This is a genomic window from Streptomyces sp. DT2A-34, from assembly GCF_030499515.1.
In the GTDB taxonomy this organism is placed as follows: Bacteria; Actinomycetota; Actinomycetes; order Streptomycetales; family Streptomycetaceae; genus Streptomyces.
This window is the reverse complement of record NZ_JASTWJ010000001.1, coordinates 7,009,620-7,027,587: the sequence shown is the minus strand read 5'-3', so window position 1 is coordinate 7,027,587 and position 17,968 is coordinate 7,009,620. Positions and strand designations below refer to the sequence as shown.

The 17,968-nt window shown below is 73.6% G+C and carries 4 protein-coding genes and 1 pseudogene; 3 read left to right on the top strand and 2 right to left on the bottom strand.

Annotated elements, in window-relative coordinates:
- Positions 1-18: 18 nt before the first annotated feature.
- Together QQM39_RS31530 and QQM39_RS31525 are read right to left on the bottom strand one after the other, a co-directional pair.
- Positions 19-975 (bottom strand): annotated as a pseudogene (locus tag QQM39_RS31530) (alpha-ketoacid dehydrogenase subunit beta); the annotation flags it as partial.
- Between the two features lie 13 nt (positions 976-988).
- Positions 989-2,113 (bottom strand): thiamine pyrophosphate-dependent dehydrogenase E1 component subunit alpha, encoded by a 1,125-nt coding sequence (locus QQM39_RS31525; protein WP_302000935.1) that lies wholly within the window; start codon positions 2,111-2,113, stop codon positions 989-991.
- Between the two features lie 298 nt (positions 2,114-2,411).
- Here QQM39_RS31525 and QQM39_RS31520 point away from each other — a divergent pair, with 298 nt between their 5' ends.
- Genes QQM39_RS31520 through QQM39_RS31510 form a run of 3 tightly spaced genes read left to right on the top strand, consistent with a single transcriptional unit; the run spans position 2,412 to position 17,896 of the window.
- Positions 2,412-3,710, top strand: a complete 1,299-nt coding sequence (locus QQM39_RS31520; RefSeq protein ID WP_302000934.1) for a cysteate synthase — start codon at positions 2,412-2,414, stop codon at positions 3,708-3,710.
- Positions 3,707-11,467 carry a non-ribosomal peptide synthetase gene (locus QQM39_RS31515; protein WP_302000933.1) on the top strand — a complete coding sequence of 2,587 codons (7,761 nt, stop codon included), beginning with the start codon at positions 3,707-3,709 and terminating at the stop codon, positions 11,465-11,467. Before QQM39_RS31520 ends, QQM39_RS31515 begins: the two co-directional genes overlap by 4 nt.
- Positions 11,468-11,473: 6 nt before the next feature.
- Positions 11,474-17,896 (top strand): non-ribosomal peptide synthetase, encoded by a 6,423-nt coding sequence (locus QQM39_RS31510; protein ID WP_302000932.1) that lies wholly within the window; start codon positions 11,474-11,476, stop codon positions 17,894-17,896.
- The last annotated feature ends 72 nt before the right edge of the window (positions 17,897-17,968 follow it).

Genomic DNA, 17,968 nt, shown 5'->3' with positions numbered 1-17,968 from the left:
CGGTCCGCCGGCGGGCAGCAGTCGGCGTAGTCCGTCGAGGACCCGGCCGACGCCCGGCAGATGGGCGCTCTCCAGCAGGGGCGGCGGATAGGGGATGTCGAGGCCCGTGACGCGCAGCACCGGTGCGTGCAACGCGTCGAAGCAGCGTTCCTGCACTCGTGCCGCGATCTCGGCGCCCACCCCGGCGAAGCCCTGCGCCTCGTGCACCACCAGGCAGCGGCCGGTGCGCCGTACCGACGCGGTGAGGGCGTGGTCGTCGAGCGGGACGAGGGTACGCAGGTCCAGCACCTCCACGTCCAAGCCCTCGTCCGCCGCCTCTCGCGCCGCCGCCAGGGCGACGGCGACGGACGGTCCGTAGGCGACCAGCGTGGCGTCGGCACCGGTGCGGCGCACCGCCGCCGTGCCGAACGGCTCGGCCCGGACGGGGAGTTCGACCTCCTCCCGCGTCCAGTAGTGCCGCTTGGGTTCCAGGAACACCACCGGGTCGGGGTCCTCGATCGCCTCCCGCAGCAGTGCGTACGCGTCCCCCACCGTCGCGGGTGTCACCACCTTCAGACCGGCCGTGTGCGCGTAGTACGCCTCGCTGGAGTCGCTGTGGTGCTCGACGCCGCCGATCCCGCCGCCGTAGGGGACGCGGATGACCATGGGCAGGGCGAGGGCGCCGCGGGTGCGGTTGCGCAACTTGGCCACGTGGGAGGCGATCTGCTCGAACGCCGGGTAGGCGAACGCGTCGAACTGCATCTCCACCACGGGCCGGAACCCGGCCATGGCCATGCCGACGGCCAGCCCGGCGATACCGGCCTCGCAGGCCGGCGTGTCGAAGCAGCGCCGGTCCCCGAACATGTCCGCGAGCCCGTCGGTGACCCGGAAAACGCCTCCGAGCCGACCGACGTCCTCGCCGAAGAGCACGACGCGTTCGTCCGCGTCGAGCGCGTCCCGCAGGGCGGAGTTCAGCGCCTGCGCCATCGTCGTCATCGCGGCCGGCATCTCAGTGTTCCTCCAACTCGGTCCGCAGGGCGGCACGTTGCGCGGTCAGCTGCGCGGGCGGAGCGCTGAACACGTGGTCGAACAGGGCGAGCGGGTCGAGAGCGGGGTCCTCGGCGAGCCGGGTGCGCAGGTCCGCCGCGTAGCCTTCCGCCTCGGCGGCCGCGGCCGCGATGCCGTCCTCGGTCAGCAGGTCACGGGCGCGCAGTGCGGACTCCAGCCGGGTGATCGGGTCCCGGCCGCGCCAGTGCTCGGCCTCCTCGGCCGGACGGTAGCGGGACGGGTCGTCGGCGCTGGTGTGCGGGGCCAGACGGTAGGTGTGTGCCTCGACCAGCCAGGGGCCACCGCCCTCGCGTGCGTCCTCGACAGCCGTGGTCAGGACGGCGAGTACGGCCGCGGCGTCGTTGCCGTCGACCTGTTCCGAGCGGACGCCGTAACCGATTCCCTTGTACGCCAGGCTCGGTGCCGCGCACTGCGCGGACAGCGGGACGGAGATGGCGTATCGGTTGTTCTGCACCAGGAACACCACCGGAGCCCGTAGCACGCCCGCCAGGTTGAGGGCTTCGTGGAAGTCGCCCTCGCTGGTCGCGCCGTCGCCCACGAGTGCGAGGGCGACCGTGTCGGCGCCCTTGAGCCGCTCGCCGTGGGCCAGTCCCGTGGCGTGGGCGGCGTGGGTCGCCAACGGGGTGCACTGCGGTGCCGTGCGGTGCCGTACCGGGTCGTAGCCGCAGTGCGCGTCACCGCGCAGCAGTGTCAGGGCCTCGACGGGGTCGATCCCGCGGCTGACCAGCGCGACGCAGTCGCGGTAGGTGGGGAACAGCCAGTCCGTGGCGCGCAGGGCGAGCGCCGCACCCACCTGACAGGCCTCCTGGCCGAGGCTGGAGGGATGGACGGCGAGCCTGCCCTGCCGGGCGAGCGCCGTCGCCTGCTCGTCGAAGCGGCGGCCGAGGACCATCTTCCGGTACGCCTCAAGCAGCGACTCGGGCGACGGCTCCGGGTATGTCCGCTCCTGCGGCCCATGAGTGGTGTCGAATTGCCGCGCATTTCCATTCGTAGACAGAAGGGAAACAGGAACCTGGGACGGGAGCCAAGGAGCGGGCTCTGTCCAATTCCCCGCAGTCGTATGCATCGGCGTATCGCCCATGTTTCCGCCAGCCTTTCATCATGGCCCGTGCACCTTGGATGCTCTCCGTGGCGAGCGCTTTCTCAACTGCTGGCCGAGGAAGGGGAGATGAACCGGAACTGAACAGTCCGCAGGTGGACTTCTTACGCAACGGCGTCACGGTAAGATATTGGTAAGCACACAGTAAGCGCTTCCCGCATATCAACTGCGCGCCATCAAGACGTAATTCATACGTCGCCTTCCCTTCTCGAAGATCCGGTTCCAATTGATCAGCGAATCGCGGCACTGCGGAAGGCAAGCGAAAATGTCCGGAGTACGTCCGGGAACACGTCACTACACCGTTGTCTGTTCCTCCTGCGGAACCCGATACGAGGACGACGGCCTCCTCCTGGACTGCTCCCGTCGGCACGAACCAGCGTTCCTGCACACCGAGTACGACAGCACCGGAACCCAAGCCGGGGAAAGCACCGGCCTGTTCCGGTACGCCCCGCTGCTGCCGGTGGTACGCACCTTCCCCGACGTCCCCGGTCCCGTCGTCCACCCCGCCGGGCGGCTCGGCCGCCGGATCGGGCTCGACAGGCTGTGGGTCGCCTTCAACGGCTACTGGCCGGAGCGCGGGGCGTACCTGCCGACCTGTACGTTCAAGGATCTTGAGGCCTACACCGTGCTCGGCAGGCTGCCCGCCGACCCGCCCGTCCTGGTGATTCCCTCGGCGGGCAACACCGCCGCGGCCTTCGCCTGGGCCGCCACCTGCCACCAGGTGCCCTGTCTGCTGGTCGTGCCCGCCCCGGCCCTGGAGCGGATGCGCTTCCCCGCCCCGCTCGACCCCTGCGTCCGCATCGTCGTCCTCGACGGCACCGCCACGTACAGCGACGCCATCGCCTGCGCCGACCTGATCTCCGCGCTGCCCGGCCACCACGCCGAGGGCGGTTCACGCAACGTCGGCCGCCGGGACGGCCTGGGCACCGTCATGCTGGCCGCCGCCGATGCCCTCGGACGGCTGCCGGAAACCTATGTGCAGGCCGTCGGCAGCGGCACCGGAGCGATCGGCTGCCATGAAGCGGCACGCCGGCTGGGCGCCGAGGGCGAGGCGCTGCCCCGTCTGCTGATGTGCCAGAACACGCCGTTCGCGCCGCTGTACGAGGCCTGGCGATGTAGCGGCGCGGCCCCCGCAGACCGCGAACACGAACCGCTGGCCCGTGAACTGACCAACCGGCGCCCGCCGTTCACCGTCCGCGGCGGGGTCCGCGACGTGCTCACCGAGAGCGGCGGCGACGTCCTGTGCACAGACAACGTTACCGCTCTGGACGCCATGGCCCTCTTCGAGGAGACCGAGGGCATCGACATCGAACCCGGCGCCGGCGTGGCCCTGGCCGCCCTGGCCGAGGCGGTACGGGACGGCCGTGTCCGCCGCGACGAACTCGTCCTCCTCAACATCACCGGCGGCGGCCGCGCCCGCCAGGCTCACGACCTGCCGCTGATACCCGCCGAACCCTGGCTGCGCGTGCCCTGGCCCGGCCGCGAGGAGGGACCGCGGGCCGTCGCCGAGCTCGTGGAACGGCAGTCGACCGGCCTCGCGACCGCCACGGAGGCCGCCCGATGACCGGCCACCACGCCCCGGAGCCGATGACCCGCCACCACGGCCCTGAGCCGATGACGAGCCCCCGGAGTCCGGACCCGATGACCGTCCCGCACGCCCTGGACGTATCCGCCGCCCAGCGCTCGATGTGGTTCGGACAGCGGCTCGATCCCGTCGGCCCCGCCTACAACGTGGGCGAATACGCCGAGATCCACGGCCCCGTCGATCCGGTCCTCTTCCGGGCGGCCGTCGAGCAGGTGGTGGCGGCCACCGAGACCCTCCGGGTCCGGTTCACGGCTGCCATGGACGAAGCCGCCACCGTCCGCCAGCTCGTCGAAACCGACCCCTCCTGGGACCTGCCCGTCGTCGACCTCACGGACGAACCCGAGCCCCGGCCGGCCGCCGAGGCCTGGATGGCCGCCGACTTCGCAACGCCCTTCGACCTCGAACGGTCCCCGCTCTTCCGGTACGCGCTGCTGAAGCTCGCGGACGACCACTGGATCTGGTACCAGCCGTACCACCACATCGCCGTCGACGGCTACAGCTGCTCCCTCATCGCGAGCCGGGTCGCCGACGCCTACACCGCCCTCGTCGCGGGCACGCCCCACACCCCGCCGCCGGCGCCCCTCGCCCCGCCGGTCGAGGAGGACGAGGCCTACCGCAGCGGTGAACGGCACGCGTCGGACCGGGAGTTCTGGACGACCGCGTTCGCCGACCGCCCCGAACCGGTGAGCCTGTCCGCCCGGCCGCCGCACGTCGCGGGGCACTTCCTCCGCCGCACCGGTCATCTCCCGCAGGCCGCAGGGGACTTGGTGCACGCCGCCGCCGCACAGGCCGGCACACGCTGGTCGCGCGTCGTGCTCGCGGCGACCGCCGCCTATCTGCACCGGCTCACCGGAGCCCGGGACATCGTCCTGGGTCTGGCCGTCACCGCCCGCGAGAGCGAGACCGAACTCACCACGCCCGGAATGGCGTCCAACGTGCTTCCGCTTCGGCTGTCCGTACGGCCCGACACGGCCGCCCACGACCTCGTACGCCGGGCGGCGTCCGCCACCCGCGACCTGCTGGCGCACCAACGGCACCGGGGCGAGGACCTGCGCCGCGAGCTGGACTGGCCGCACGGTGCGCGGCGGTTCTTCGGCCCCGTCGTCAACATCATGGCGTTCGGGCCGGAGCTGCGGTTCGCCGGGCACGCGACCACGCGCCACAACCTGTCCACGGGGCCCGTCGAGGACCTCGCCTTCAACGTGTACGACCGGGCGGACAGCCACGGCATCCGCATCGACCTGGACGCCGGCCCCGCCCACTACACGGATGCCGAACTCACCGCCCACCAGAGGCGTTTCGCCCGCTTCGTGGAGCGGTTCGCCGCGGCGGTCGTCGCGGGCACCCCGGTCGGAGGGATCGAGGTGACGCTGCCCGAGGAGCGGGGGAAGGCGCGGCTCGCCGGCGCGACCGCGCCCGGGGGAGGAACGACCGTACCCGAGCTGTTCGCGGCCCGCGTGGCGGCCACCCCGGACGCCACCGCGATCGTCCAGGGCGACCGCACCCTCACCTACGGTGAGTTGAACACCCGTGCCAACCGGCTCGCGCACCGGCTGATCGCCCTCGGCGTCCGGCCGGAGAACCGCGTCGCGGTCCTGATGGGCCGCTCCGACAGCCTTCTCTGCGCGCTGCTGGCCGTACTCAGGGCCGGCGGCGCCTACGTCGGCCTCGACCCGCGCGCACCGGCCGCCCGCACCCGGCACATCCTGGCCGGGACCGGCGCGCACGTCCTGCTCACCGACACCGCACCCACCGAGTCGTACGACGGCATGGTCGTGGTCCGTGTCGACGACCCGACGCTCGCCGCCGAACCGGGCGGGGACCCCGCCGTGCCACTGCACCCGGCCCAGCTCGCCTACGTCAGCCACACCTCCGGCTCCACCGGCGTCCCCAAGGGCGTCGCCGTCACCCACCTCGACGTCACCGCCCTGGCCGCCGACTCCGCGTTCGGCGACGGCGCGCACACGCGTGTGCTCGTGCACTCGCCGACCGCGTTCGACGCCTCCACCTACGAGATGTGGGTACCGCTGCTGAACGGCGGCACCGCCGTTCTCGCCGGGCCGGACGAGGACATGGACGCCGCCGCCGTCGCTCGCCTGACGGAGCGGCACGGGCTGACGGCGCTGTGGCTCACCGCGGGGCTGTTCCGCCTGGCCGCGGAGGAGGACCCGGGGTGCTTCGCGGGGCTTCGCCAGGTGTGGACCGGCGGTGAGGCCGTCCCCGCCGACGCCGTGCGCCGGGTCCTGGCAGCCTGCCCGGGACTGACGGTCACCGACGGCTACGGCCCGACCGAGACCACCACGTTCGCCGCCTGCCGCCCCTGCGCGGCGGATGCGCCGGTGCCCGACCCGCTGCCGATCGGCCGCCCGCTGGACGGCATGCGGGCGTACGTGCTCGACTCGGCCCTGCAGCCGCTTCCCCCGGGCACGATCGGGGAGTTGTACGTGGCCGGTCCCGGCGTGGCCCGCGGCTATCTGGGCCGACCGGGCGCGAGCGCCGAACGCTTCGTCGCCGACCCCTACGGCCCGCCCGGCGCCCGTATGTACCGCACCGGCGACCACGCGCGCGTGACGGCCGGCGGCGAGCTGGAGTTCCACGGCCGCGCCGACGGCCAGCTCAAGCTCCGCGGCTTCCGCATCGAACCCGGCGAGATCGAAACGGTGCTCGCCGCCCACCCGGAGGTCACCCAGGCGGTGGCCGCCCTCCGGGAGGACCGGCCCGGCGATCGGCGGCTGATCGCGTACGCGGTGTGCGCTGAGGGCACCACTCCGGCCCCGGACGTCCTGCGCGGCCATCTCGCCGCCCGGCTGCCCGACTTCATGGTCCCCTCCGCCGTCGTGGTCCTCGACCGGCTGCCGCTGACCCGCAACGGCAAGCTGGACCGGGCCGCGCTGCCCGCCGCGCCCGCCCCTGCCGCCCCGCAGCCGCACTCGGCCGCGCGCACCCCGCACGAACAGCTCCTGTGCACCCTCTTCGCCGACATGCTCGGGCTGGCGGACGTAGGCCCCAGCGACGGCTTCTTCGCGCTCGGCGGTCACTCGCTGCTCGCCCTGCGTCTGCTCGGCCGTATCCGCACCACCCTCGGCGTCGAACTGGCCCTGCGGGATGTCTTCCAGGCGCCCACCCCGGCCGCGCTGGCCCGGCTGCTGACAGGTCCCGGAAAAACAGGTGCCGGAAGAACCGTAAGGTCCGCCCCGCGGCCGACTCCGCGCACGGCACCTGACGAGGCGGCCCCGTTGTCGTCCGCCCAGCGGCGGCTGTGGTTCCTGCACCGTCTGGAGGGCCCGAGCGCGGCCTACAACATCCCCCTCGCCCTGCGGCTGACCGGCGCTCGTCTCGACCTGGACGCCCTGCGCGCGGCCCTCGCCGACCTCGTCACCCGGCACGAGATCCTGCGCACCGTCTACCCGGACGCCGACGGTCTCCCCTGCCAGCGGCCGCTGGAGCCCTTCACGCCGGACCTGCGTGTCGTCGACCAGGTGGCTGAGGCAGAACTCCCGGATCTGCTCGGGCAGTTGGCGGCGGAAGGGTTTCGGATCGAAGAGGAAGCCCCGTTCCGGGCGCACCTCCTCGTGCTCGGCCCCGAGGACCATGTGCTCCTCCTCGTACTGCACCACATCGCCGGCGACGGCTGGTCCCTGGACCCTCTTCTGCTCGACCTGGCGACCGCCTTCGGCGCACGCCTGGAGGGGCGGGAGCCGGGCTGGGCGCCGCTGCCCGTCCAGTACGCCGACTACTGCGTCTGGCAGCACGAGGTGCCCGGCGACGAGCAGGACCGCCGGCTCGGGCACTGGCGCGCGGTGCTCGCCGGGCTCCCCGACGAACTCCCGCTCCCCGCCGACCGTCCGCGCCCCGCACGCGCCACTCACCGGGGCGGCGACATCCCCGTCCGGCTGGACGCGGATCTGCACCGGCGGCTGCGCGCGCTGGCCGCCGAGACCGGCACGACGGTGTTCATGGTCGTGCAGGCAGGCCTCGCCGCCCTGCTCACCCGGCTGGGCGCGGGCACCGACATCCCGCTCGGCACGCCCGTCGCCGGTCGCGCGGACGAGGTCTTGGACGACCTGGTCGGCTGCTTCGTCAACACCCTCGTCCTGCGCACCGACACCTCGGGCGACCCCGGCTTCCGGGAACTGCTCGGCCGGGTCCGGGAGACGGATCTGGCGGCCTACGCCCACCAGGAGCTGCCGTTCGAGCACCTGGTGGAGGCGCTCAACCCGCCCCGCTCGCTCGCCCGGCACCCGCTCTTCCAGGTGATGCTCGCCTTCCGCCCCACGGCCGGACCCCGCCCCGGCCTGCCCGGACTGCACGCCCGCACGCTGCCCGTGGAGACCGGGGCCACCAAGGTCGACCTGACCTTCAACCTGGGCGAGCACCGCACCGCCGACGGCTCCCCCGACGGCATCGAGGGCATCCTCCAGTACAGCGCCGACCTCTTCGACCGGGGCACCGCCGAGGAACTCGCCGCCCGGCTGGAACGCCTGCTGCGGGCCGCCGTCCTCGAACCCGACCGCGCCATCGGCACTCTCGGCATCCTTTCGGACGCCGAACGCCGCCGTCTGCTGACCGAGTTCAACGACACGGCACGCGACGTGCCGGACACCACCTTTCCCCGGCTCTTCGCAGCGCGCGCCGCACAGGCACCGGACGCCGTCGCGGTCGAGGACGGCGCAACCACCCTGACGTATCGTCAACTCGACGCTCGGGCCGATCGGTTGGCCCGCGTGCTGGTCTCGCACGGTGCCGGACCGGGGCGGGTCGTCGCGTTCTCGCTGTCCCGGTCGGTCGACCTCGCGATCGCCGTGCTCGCCGTCCTCAAGGCAGGCGCCGCGTATCTGCCACTGGACCCCGAGCATCCGGCCGAACGCACCGCGTATCTGCTCGCCGACGCGGATCCCGTGTGCCTGATCGCCAGGGACCGGCTCGCACTCGGTGTCGACTGTCCCGTGGTGGATCCGGATGCGGCCCCGGACGACCCGGACACCCCCCTGCCCGAGGCCCGTCCCGCCGACCCCGCCTACCTGATCTACACCTCCGGCACCACCGGCCGCCCCAAGGGCGTCGTCGTCGAGCACCGCAACCTGACCACCTATGTGGCGCGTTGCGTCGAGGCCTACCCCAGCCTGCGCGGCACCTCGCTGCTGCACGCCACGATGTCCTTCGACGCGACCGTGACCACTTTGCACGGGGCGCTCGCCGCCGGCGGCCGGGTGCACATCGCCGGCTTCCACGACGCCGGCGCGGCGCCGGCGAACGGCGGCTACACCTTCCTCAAGGCGACGCCCAGTCACCTGCCGTTGCTGCCCGCCCTGCCCCACGACCTGTCGCCGGCCGAGGAGTTCATGCTCGGCGGCGAGGCCCTGGTCGGCGAGGCCCTGCGCGGCTGGCGCGCGGACCACCCAGGCGTACGCCTGATCAACCACTACGGTCCGACCGAGCTCACCGTCGGCTGCACCGACCACCGCATCGAACCCGGCGACGACCTGCCGGCCGGTCCGGTGCCCGTCGGACGCCCCATGTGGAACACCCGGGCGTATGTTCTCGACACCCGGCTCACGCCCGTACCGGTCGGTGTCGAAGGCGAGTTGTACGTCGCCGGCGACCACGTCGCGCGCGGCTACTGGAGGCGGCCGGGCCTGACCGCCGAGCGGTTCGTCGCCGACCCCTTCGATCCGTGCGGCGGGCGCATGTACCGGACTGGCGACCTGGCCGTGTGGCGGGCCGACGGCACTCTGGAACTGCGCGGGCGGGCCGACGGCCAGCTCAAGATCCGCGGCCTGCGGATCGAGCCCGGCGAGGTCGAGGGCGCGCTCACCTCCCATCCCGCTGTCGCCCAGGCCGCGGTGGTGGTGAGCGAGGACCGGGCCGGCGTACGGCGTCTGGTCGGATACGTCGTCTCAGCCCCCGACACCGACTGCCCCGCCCTGCTCGCGCACGCCGCCCGGCAGCTGCCCGCCCACATGGTCCCCGAGGCACTCGTGGCGCTCGACGCCCTGCCGATGACACCCAACGGCAAGCTGGACCGCGCCGCCCTGCCCGCACCGGCCACCGCCCACGAGACGACGGGCCGGGCTCCGCGCACCTCCCGGGAGCAGACCCTCAGGGACCTGTTCGCCGAGGTCCTCGGCGTCCCCGCCGGGGACGTCGGTGTCGACGACGGCTTCTTCGACCTGGGCGGCGACAGCATCACCTCCATCCACCTGGTGAGCCGCGCGCTCGCCGCGGGTCTGCGCCTGACCCCGCGTGACGTGTTCGAGCAGCGTACCGTCGCCGGTCTCGCCGCCACGGCGGCCGCTCGGCCGGCCACCGGTTCCGACCGGGAACAGGACGCGCCGACCGGCACCCTGCCCCTCACACCGGCCATGCGTCGGCTGCTCGAACGAGGCGGCCCGATCGGGGCGTTCAGCCAGTCCGTCCTGCTCCTCGCTCCGGCGGGCGCGGACGCGGAGCGACTGACGGCCGCGCTCCAGACCGTCCTCGACCATCACGACACGCTACGACTGCGCCTGGCGCCCGACGGACGGACGGCCGAGGTCCCGCCTCCCGGGACCGTCGACGCGGCCACGGTGCTGGAGCGCAGCACCGAAGCGGTGGACTTCGGTGAGGTGTCGCACAGGTCCGCGTCACGACTCAGCCCGGAGAAGGGCGAGTTGGTGCGCGCGGTGTGGCTCGACGCGGGCCCCCGCGGCCCCGGGCGACTTCTGTTGACGGTCCATCACCTCGCGGTGGACAGCGTGTCCTGGCGCATCCTGTGCTCCGACCTGGCCGCGGCCTGGCGCCAGGAGGAGCTGCCCGGGCGGGGCACCTCCTTCCGGCGCTGGGCCCGGCTGCTGGAGCGGGAGGCCCGCAGCCCGGCACGGGCGGCGGAACCGGAGCTATGGCGTGCGATGTTGGAGGCTCCGGCCCCTGGGCTGGGTGCGCGTCGCCCTGATCCGGGGCGAGACACCGTGGGCGAGATGCGGCACCTCACCCGGCAGCTCCCGGCCGAGACCACCACCGAGCTGCTGACCACCGTGCCCGCCGCCTTCCACGCCGGGCCCGAGGACGTCCTGATCGCCGCGCTGGCCGCCGCGTTCGTCCGGTGGCGGCGCTCCCGGGACGGTCATCCGGCCCTGCTCCTGGACATCGAGCGGCACGGGCGGGAGGAGATCGCCGAGGGCATCGACCTGACGCGGACGGTCGGCTGGTTCACCAGCGTCGTACCCGCACGGCTCGACCTCGCCGGCGTCGACCCCGCGGACCCGGCGCAGGTCCTCAAGACCGTCAAGGAACAGCTGCGGTCTGTCCCGGACCACGGCATCGGACACGGTCTGTTCCGACACCTCGACCCGGACAACGGGCCGCTCCTCGCGGCCCTCCCGGCGCCGGAGGTCGGCTTCAACTACCTGGGCCGGACGGTCCGTCCGGCCGACGGCGACTGGTCGCCCGCGCCGGAGGCGCTGCGCAACCTGGGAGCCGTCCACGATCCCGCCATGCCGGTGGCCCACGGTCTGGAGATCACCGCCGTGACCACCGAGGACGGCCGGCTGGACACCACCTGGTCCTGGGTCCCCGGCATCTGGTCCGAGCCCGATGTGCGCGCCCTCGCGGACCGCTGGCTGGAGGAGTTGGCCGCGCAGGCCGACGGCGGCACCGGCGGGGCGGGCGGGCACACCCCGTCCGATCTGCCCCTGGTGTCGCTGTCCCAAGCAGAGATCGACGAACTCGAAGCAGAGTTCGACAATGAGTGGAGGTAACCCACGGTGACTCGGTCCGGTTCCCCAATCGCCGACATCCTGCCCTTGTCGCCGTTGCAGGAAGGCCTGCTCTTCCACGCCCTGTACGACGACGAGCAGACCCCCGACCTCTACGCCACCCAGCAGATCCTGGAGCTCGCGGGCCCCGTGGACCCCGCCGCCGTCCGCGCCGCGGGACAGGCCCTGCTCGACCGGCACCCCAACCTGCGCGCCTGCTTCCGTCGCCGGGACACCGGGCGGCCGCTGCAGATCGTGCCCACGGACATCGAACTCCCCTGGTCCGAGGCCGACCTGTCCGCCCTCGGCGAGGACGAGCGCGACAAGGAGTGGGAGCGGCTGCTGGACGAGGAACGCGCCCGCCGCTTCGACCTCGCCAAGCCGCCGCTCCTGCGCTACCTGCTGGTCAGATGGTCCCCGGACCGCTACCGCCTGCTGGTCACCAACCACCACATCCTGCTGGACGGCTGGTCGAAGCAGCTGCTGGTGCGCGAGTTCACCGCCCTGTATGAGGGCGCGCACCCCACCGCGCTGCCGCCGGCGCCCGCCTACCGCGACTACCTCGCCTGGCTGGGCGGGCAGGACCGGGCCGCCGCCGAGAACGCCTGGCGCGACGCCCTCGCGGAGGCGGGCGAACCCACCCTGCTCGCCCCCGGCCGGTCCGGGACGGGCACCGTTGTGCCCCAAGAGCTGGTCGTCGAGCTCCCCGAGCGGTTGACCAGTGCCGCCGAGGCCACCGCCCGGTCCCTCGGGATCACTCTCAACACGCTCGTCCAGGGCGCCTGGGGTGTGCTGCTGGGCCGCCTGACCGGCCGCACCGACACCGTCTTCGGCCAGGCGGTGACCGTGCGCCCGCCCGAGCTGCCGAACATCGCGTCCCTGGTCGGCTTCTGCATCAACACCGTTCCCACCCGCGTCCGCTGGGACGAGGACGGCACTCTCGTCGACCTCCTCACCACGCTCCACCAGCGGCAGGCGGCCCTGCTGCCGCACCAGCACCTCGGGCTCGCCGACATCCGGCGCGCCGCGGGCAGCGGTGGCGAACTCTTCGACACCCTGCTGGCCTTCGAGAACCACCCGGCCGCGACCGGCCCCGGAGCGTCCCGGGTCACTGAGCTCACCGGCCGCGACGCCACCCACTACGCCCTCACCCTCGCCGTCCTGCCCGGCCGGCGGCTCGCCCTGCGCCTGTCCTACCGGCCCGACCTGTACGACGGGACGGGCGCCCGGCAGTTCCTGGACCGGTTCGCCGCCGTCCTGGAGGCCTTCGCGGCGAATCCGGCACGTCGCGTGCGTGAGGTCGAGATCCTGCTGCCGGGAGAGCGGGATCGGCTGCTGGGCGGGGCCGCCGGCACGGCCGCAGCGTCCTCGGCCACGCTGTCCGGACTGTTCGCGGACCAGGCTGCCCGCACCCCCGGCGCCACGGCCGTGGTGCACGAGGGCACCCGCCTCACGTACGCCGAACTGGACGCGCGGGCCAACCGCCTGGCGCACCTGCTGGCGGCACGCGGCGCGGGCCCGGAGCGGCTGGTGGCCCTCGCGCTGCCGCGTTCGCCGGAACTCGTGGTGGCCGTGCTGGCGGTCCTGAAGACCGGCGCCGCGTACCTGCCGATGGACCCGGAGTACCCGGCGGACCGGCTGGCGTTCATGCTGGCCGACGCAGATCCGGTGCTGCTGGTCACGACGGCGGACGTGGCGCCGGGCCTGCCCGCGTGCGAGGTCCCCGTGGTCACGCCGGACGAGTCGCGGGCGTATCCCGGGGCGGCACCCGCGGCGCCGTCCCTGACCGGCGACCACCTCGCCTACGTCATCTACACCTCGGGTTCCACCGGACGGCCGAAGGGCGTCGCGGTCCCGCACCGGAACGTCGTACGGCTCTTCTCGGCCACCCGGCGCTGGTTCGACTTCGGCCCGGACGACGTGTGGACGCTGTTCCACTCCTACGCGTTCGACTTCTCGGTGTGGGAGCTGTGGGGCGCGCTGCTGCACGGTGGCACGCTGGTCGTCGTCCCGTACGCGGTGAGCCGGGAACCGGAGGAGTTCCTGCGGCTGCTGGCGCGCGAGCGGGTCACCGTGCTGAACCAGACGCCCTCGGCGTTCGGCGAACTCCTGCGCGCGGACGCCGCCCTGCCGGACGTCGGGCGTGAACTGGCCCTGCGGTACGTGGTCTTCGGCGGTGAGGCGCTCGACTTCACGCGGGTCGCCGAGTGGTACACCCGGCACCCGCAGGACGCGCCCGTACTGGTCAACATGTACGGCATCACCGAGACGACGGTCCATGTCACGGGCCTGCCGCTGACCGAGGCCGCGGTACACGACCGTCCGCAGGCCAGTGGCATCGGACACGCCATCCCCGACCTGCGCGCCTACGTCCTGGACGCGGGCCTGCGGCTGGTGCCGCCGGGAGCGGCCGGCGAGTTGTACGTGGCGGGAGCGGGCCTGGCGCGCGGGTACCTGGGGCGTCCGGGGCTGACAGCCGGGCGCTTCGTCGCCGACCCGTTCGCCACCGGCCCCGGTGAACTCATGTACCGCACGGGCGACTTGGTAAGGCGGTCCACCGACGGGGAGCTGGAGTACCTGGGCCGGGCCGACGACCAGGTCAAGATCCGGGGCTTCCGCGTCGAACTCGGCGAGGTGGAGGCGGCGCTCGCCGGCCACCCCGACGTGGCGCAGGCGGTCGTCCTCGTACGGGACGGGCGGCTGGTCGGCTACACCGTCGGACGAGCCCTCGACGCGGACGCCGTGCGCCGCCACGCCGGGCGGACACTGCCGGACCACATGGTCCCCTCCACCGTGGTCGTCCTCGACCGGCTGCCACTGACCGCCAACGGCAAGCTGGACCGCGCCGCCCTGCCGGCGCCCTCCGTGCGGAGCGGGGAACGCGCCCCGCGCACCCCGCAGGAGGAGATCCTGTGCGGGCTCTTCGCCGACGTCCTCGGCCTGGATCCGCACCGGGTCGGCGCGGACGACGGCTTCTTCGACCTCGGCGGCGACTCCCTGCTCGCCATGCGGCTCACCGACCGCGTCAGGAGCACGCTGGGCACCGCACTGCCCGTACGGGCGGTGTTCGAGGCGGCGACTCCCGCCGGGCTGGCGTTGCGGATCGGCGAAAGCGAGGGCGGCGCCCGGCGCCTGGAACTCACGGTGCGAGAACGCGGGCACGCCCCGATTCCGCTGTCGTACGCCCAGCAGCGGCTGTGGTTCATGAGCCGCCTCGACGGCAGCAACACCTACACCGTTCCCTGGGCCCTGCGCCTCACCGGCCCCCTCGACCGTCCGGCGCTGGAGGCGGCGCTCGCCGACGTCGTGACCCGCCACGAACCGCTGCGCACCCTCCACCCCGACTTCCAGGGCACTCCGTACCAGCGGATCCTGGACGCGGAGGTGGGATGCCCGAGCCTCGTCGTCGTGCCGGTCACCGACGCCGAACTCCCCGCGCGGCTCACCGCCGCCGCCGGCCACCGCTTCGACCTGTCCGCGGAAACCCCGCTGCGCGCCACCCTGTTCACGCTCGACGACGACACGCACGTCCTGATGCTGCTCGCCCACCACATCGCCGTCGACGGCTGGTCCATGGCACCGCTGATGCGCGACCTGGAGACGGCGTACGCGGCCCGGACCGCGGGATGCGCCCCGCAGTGGCGGCCACTGCCCGTCCAGTACGCCGACTTCGCGCACTGGCAGCGCGAACTGTTCGGCGCGGCGGCAGGCGAGACGGGAAGTCTGCTGGAGCGTCAGACGGCCTTCTGGCGGGAGGCGCTGGCAGACGCCCCGGAGGAGCTGCCGCTCCCCACCGACCGCCCCAGGCCCGCCGAGCCCACCGGACACGGCGACCGCGCCCACCTCACCGTCGACGCGGAGCTGCACGCCGCGCTGGCCGACCTCGCCTCGGCCTCGCGGGTCACCCTGTTCATGGTGCTCCAGGCCGGGCTCGCCGCGACGCTGACCAGGCTCGGTTCGGGCACCGACATCACCATGGGCACGCCGGTCGCCGGACGTGCCGACAGCAGGCTGGACGACCTGGTCGGCTTCTTCGTCAACAGCCTCACCCTGCGCACCGACACCTCCGGCAACCCCACGTTCCGTGAACTCCTGCGCCGTGTCCGGGACTTCGACCTCGCCGCCTACGCCCACCAGGACATGCCGTTCGACCTCCTCGTGGACGCTCTCAGCCCGCGGCGCACCCTCGCCCGCCACCCACTGTTCCAGGTCATGCTGGCCTTCACCGGTCACGCCTCCGACGTCGCCCTGTCGCTGCCCGGCCTGGGCGTCGTGCGCGAGCCCGTCGAGACCGGCGCGGCCCGCTTCGACCTCTGCCTCTACCTGAGCGAGCGCCGCCACGGCGACGGCACCCCGGCGGGCATCGACGGCGTCGCCGAGTACAGCACCGACCTGTTCGACCCGGCCACGGCCCAGCTCCTCACCCGGCGGCTCGTCCACTTCCTGACCGCCGTCGGCGCCGACCCCGACCTGCGCGTCGAGGACGTGGACCTGCCGGGGGACGACGAGCTCCGGCGACCCGGCCGGTGGAACGCGGCCCGCGAAGAGATCCGCCCTGCTTCGCCCGCCGCTCCGCTCCGGGAACCGATACGCCGTAGCCCGGACGCCCCGGCGCCGACACCGACACCGGCCCCGGCCCCGGCGCCGACGCCGACGCCGACACCCGACGGAGCGCTCGACCGCCAGGCGCCGCCCGCGCCCACGGGAACACCTGAGGTCGCCGGCGGACAGGAACCGGCGACTCCGGCCGAGCGCGTCCTCGCCGGACTCTTCCGCGAGCTGCTCAAGCTGTCCGAAGTCCCGCTCGACGAGGACTTCTTCGCCCTCGGCGGCGACAGCATCGCCTCGATCCAACTGGTGAGCCGGGCAGCCGAGGCCGGAGTCGTCATCAGCGCCCGCGACGTCTTCAAGCACCAGACGGTGAAGGAGCTGGCCGCGGTGGCCCGTGGGCCGGTCGGCGGCAGTGTCGGGGCGGTCGGCGTCCATGACGCCGACGGCGTGGGCCCGGTCCCGCTCACACCCATCATGCGGTGGCTGCTCGAACGCGGCGGTCCGATCGGGCGGTTCAGCCAGTCCGTCCTGCTGACGGTCCCGGCGGGCGCCGGTCTGCCCCGGCTGGCCGACGCCCTCCAGGCGGTGCTCGACCATCACGACATGCTGCGTTCCCGGCTCACCCCGGCCCTGGAACTCGACGTCAGCCCGGCCGGCCGCGTCCGCGCCGCCGACCTGCTCGACCGCCGGGACGTCTCCGCGATGTCCGGCACGGACGACCTCCACGCGGCCGTGGCCGAGGAGTTCGACCGGGCTGTGGGACTGCTCGATCCGGCGGCCGGCGCGATGGTCCGGGCCGTCTGGTTCGACGCCGGACCGGATCGGGCCGGGCGGCTGCTGCTGACCGTCCACCACCTGGCCGTGGACGGCGTGTCCTGGCGCATCCTCGTACCCGATCTGAAGGCCGCCTGGGAGTCCGTTGCCGCCGGGCGCAGCCCCCGGCTTGCGCCCGTGGCAACGTCGTTCCGCCGCTGGTCGGTGGCGCTGGGCCAACAGGCACGTACGCCGTCGCGGGCCGCCGAGGCCGAGCTGTGGCGCCGTATCGCCGGTGCCCCGCACGCCGTACTGGGCCGGCGCCCGCTCGACCCCGACCGGGACACCGCCGCCACCACGCGCTCGCTGAAGCTCACGCTGCCGCCCGAGACCACGGGACCGCTGCTCACCGACGTCCCGGCCGCCTTGCACCTCGGTGTCCAGGACATCCTGCTCACCGGCCTCGCGCTGGCCGTCGCCGACCGGCACGGCTCCCCGCACGTCGTACTCGACGTCGAGGGGCACGGCCGTCAGGAGCCGGCGGCCGGGCTCGAACCGTCGGGCACGGTCGGCTGGTTCACCTCGCTCTACCCGGTCCACCTGGATCTGGCGGGCGTGGACGTGGGCGACGCCCTGGCGGCCGGACCCGCCGCCGACCTCGCCGCCACCCGGGTCGCGGAGCGGCTGCGCGAACTGCCCGACCACGGCGTGGGACACGGCCTCCTGCGTTACCTCAACCCGGACACGGCACCCGAGTTGGCCAAGGCACCGACACCGGCGATCGGCTTCAACTACCTCGGCCGGTTCAGCGCCCCCACCGCCACCGAGCTGTGGGCCTTCGCCCCCGAGACGTCGGCACTCGGCGCCGGCTGCGACCCCGGCCTCGCAGCCGCCCACGCCCTCGACATCAACGCGGTCGTCCACGACACGGCCGGCGGACCGCTGCTGGTGGCCGACTGGGCGTGGCCCGAGGGCGTGCTGGGCGAGCCGGAGGTGCGGGCGTTGGCCGAGTCCTGGTTCACGGCGCTGACCGCACTCGTGTCCCGGGCCGCCGGGGGCGGCGCCGGCCCGTCGGTCGCGGGTCTGTCCCGGGACGAGCTCGACGAGCTGACCGCTGGCCTCGACTAGGGCCTGTCCGGCCTCGACCAGCCGGCCCCGCCGAGAAGACCCAGCACCCCAGCAGAACCAGAACACAGCGAG

Excerpts from the sequence above, each read along its gene's own strand:
- QQM39_RS31520 (WP_302000934.1), top strand. The coding sequence starts at position 2,412 with ATGTCCGGAGTACGTCCGGGAACACGTCACTACACCGTTGTCTGTTCC.
- QQM39_RS31525 (WP_302000935.1), bottom strand. The coding sequence starts at position 2,113 with ATGCATACGACTGCGGGGAATTGGACAGAGCCCGCTCCTTGGCTCCCG.
- QQM39_RS31515 (WP_302000933.1), top strand. The coding sequence starts at position 3,707 with ATGACCGGCCACCACGCCCCGGAGCCGATGACCCGCCACCACGGCCCT.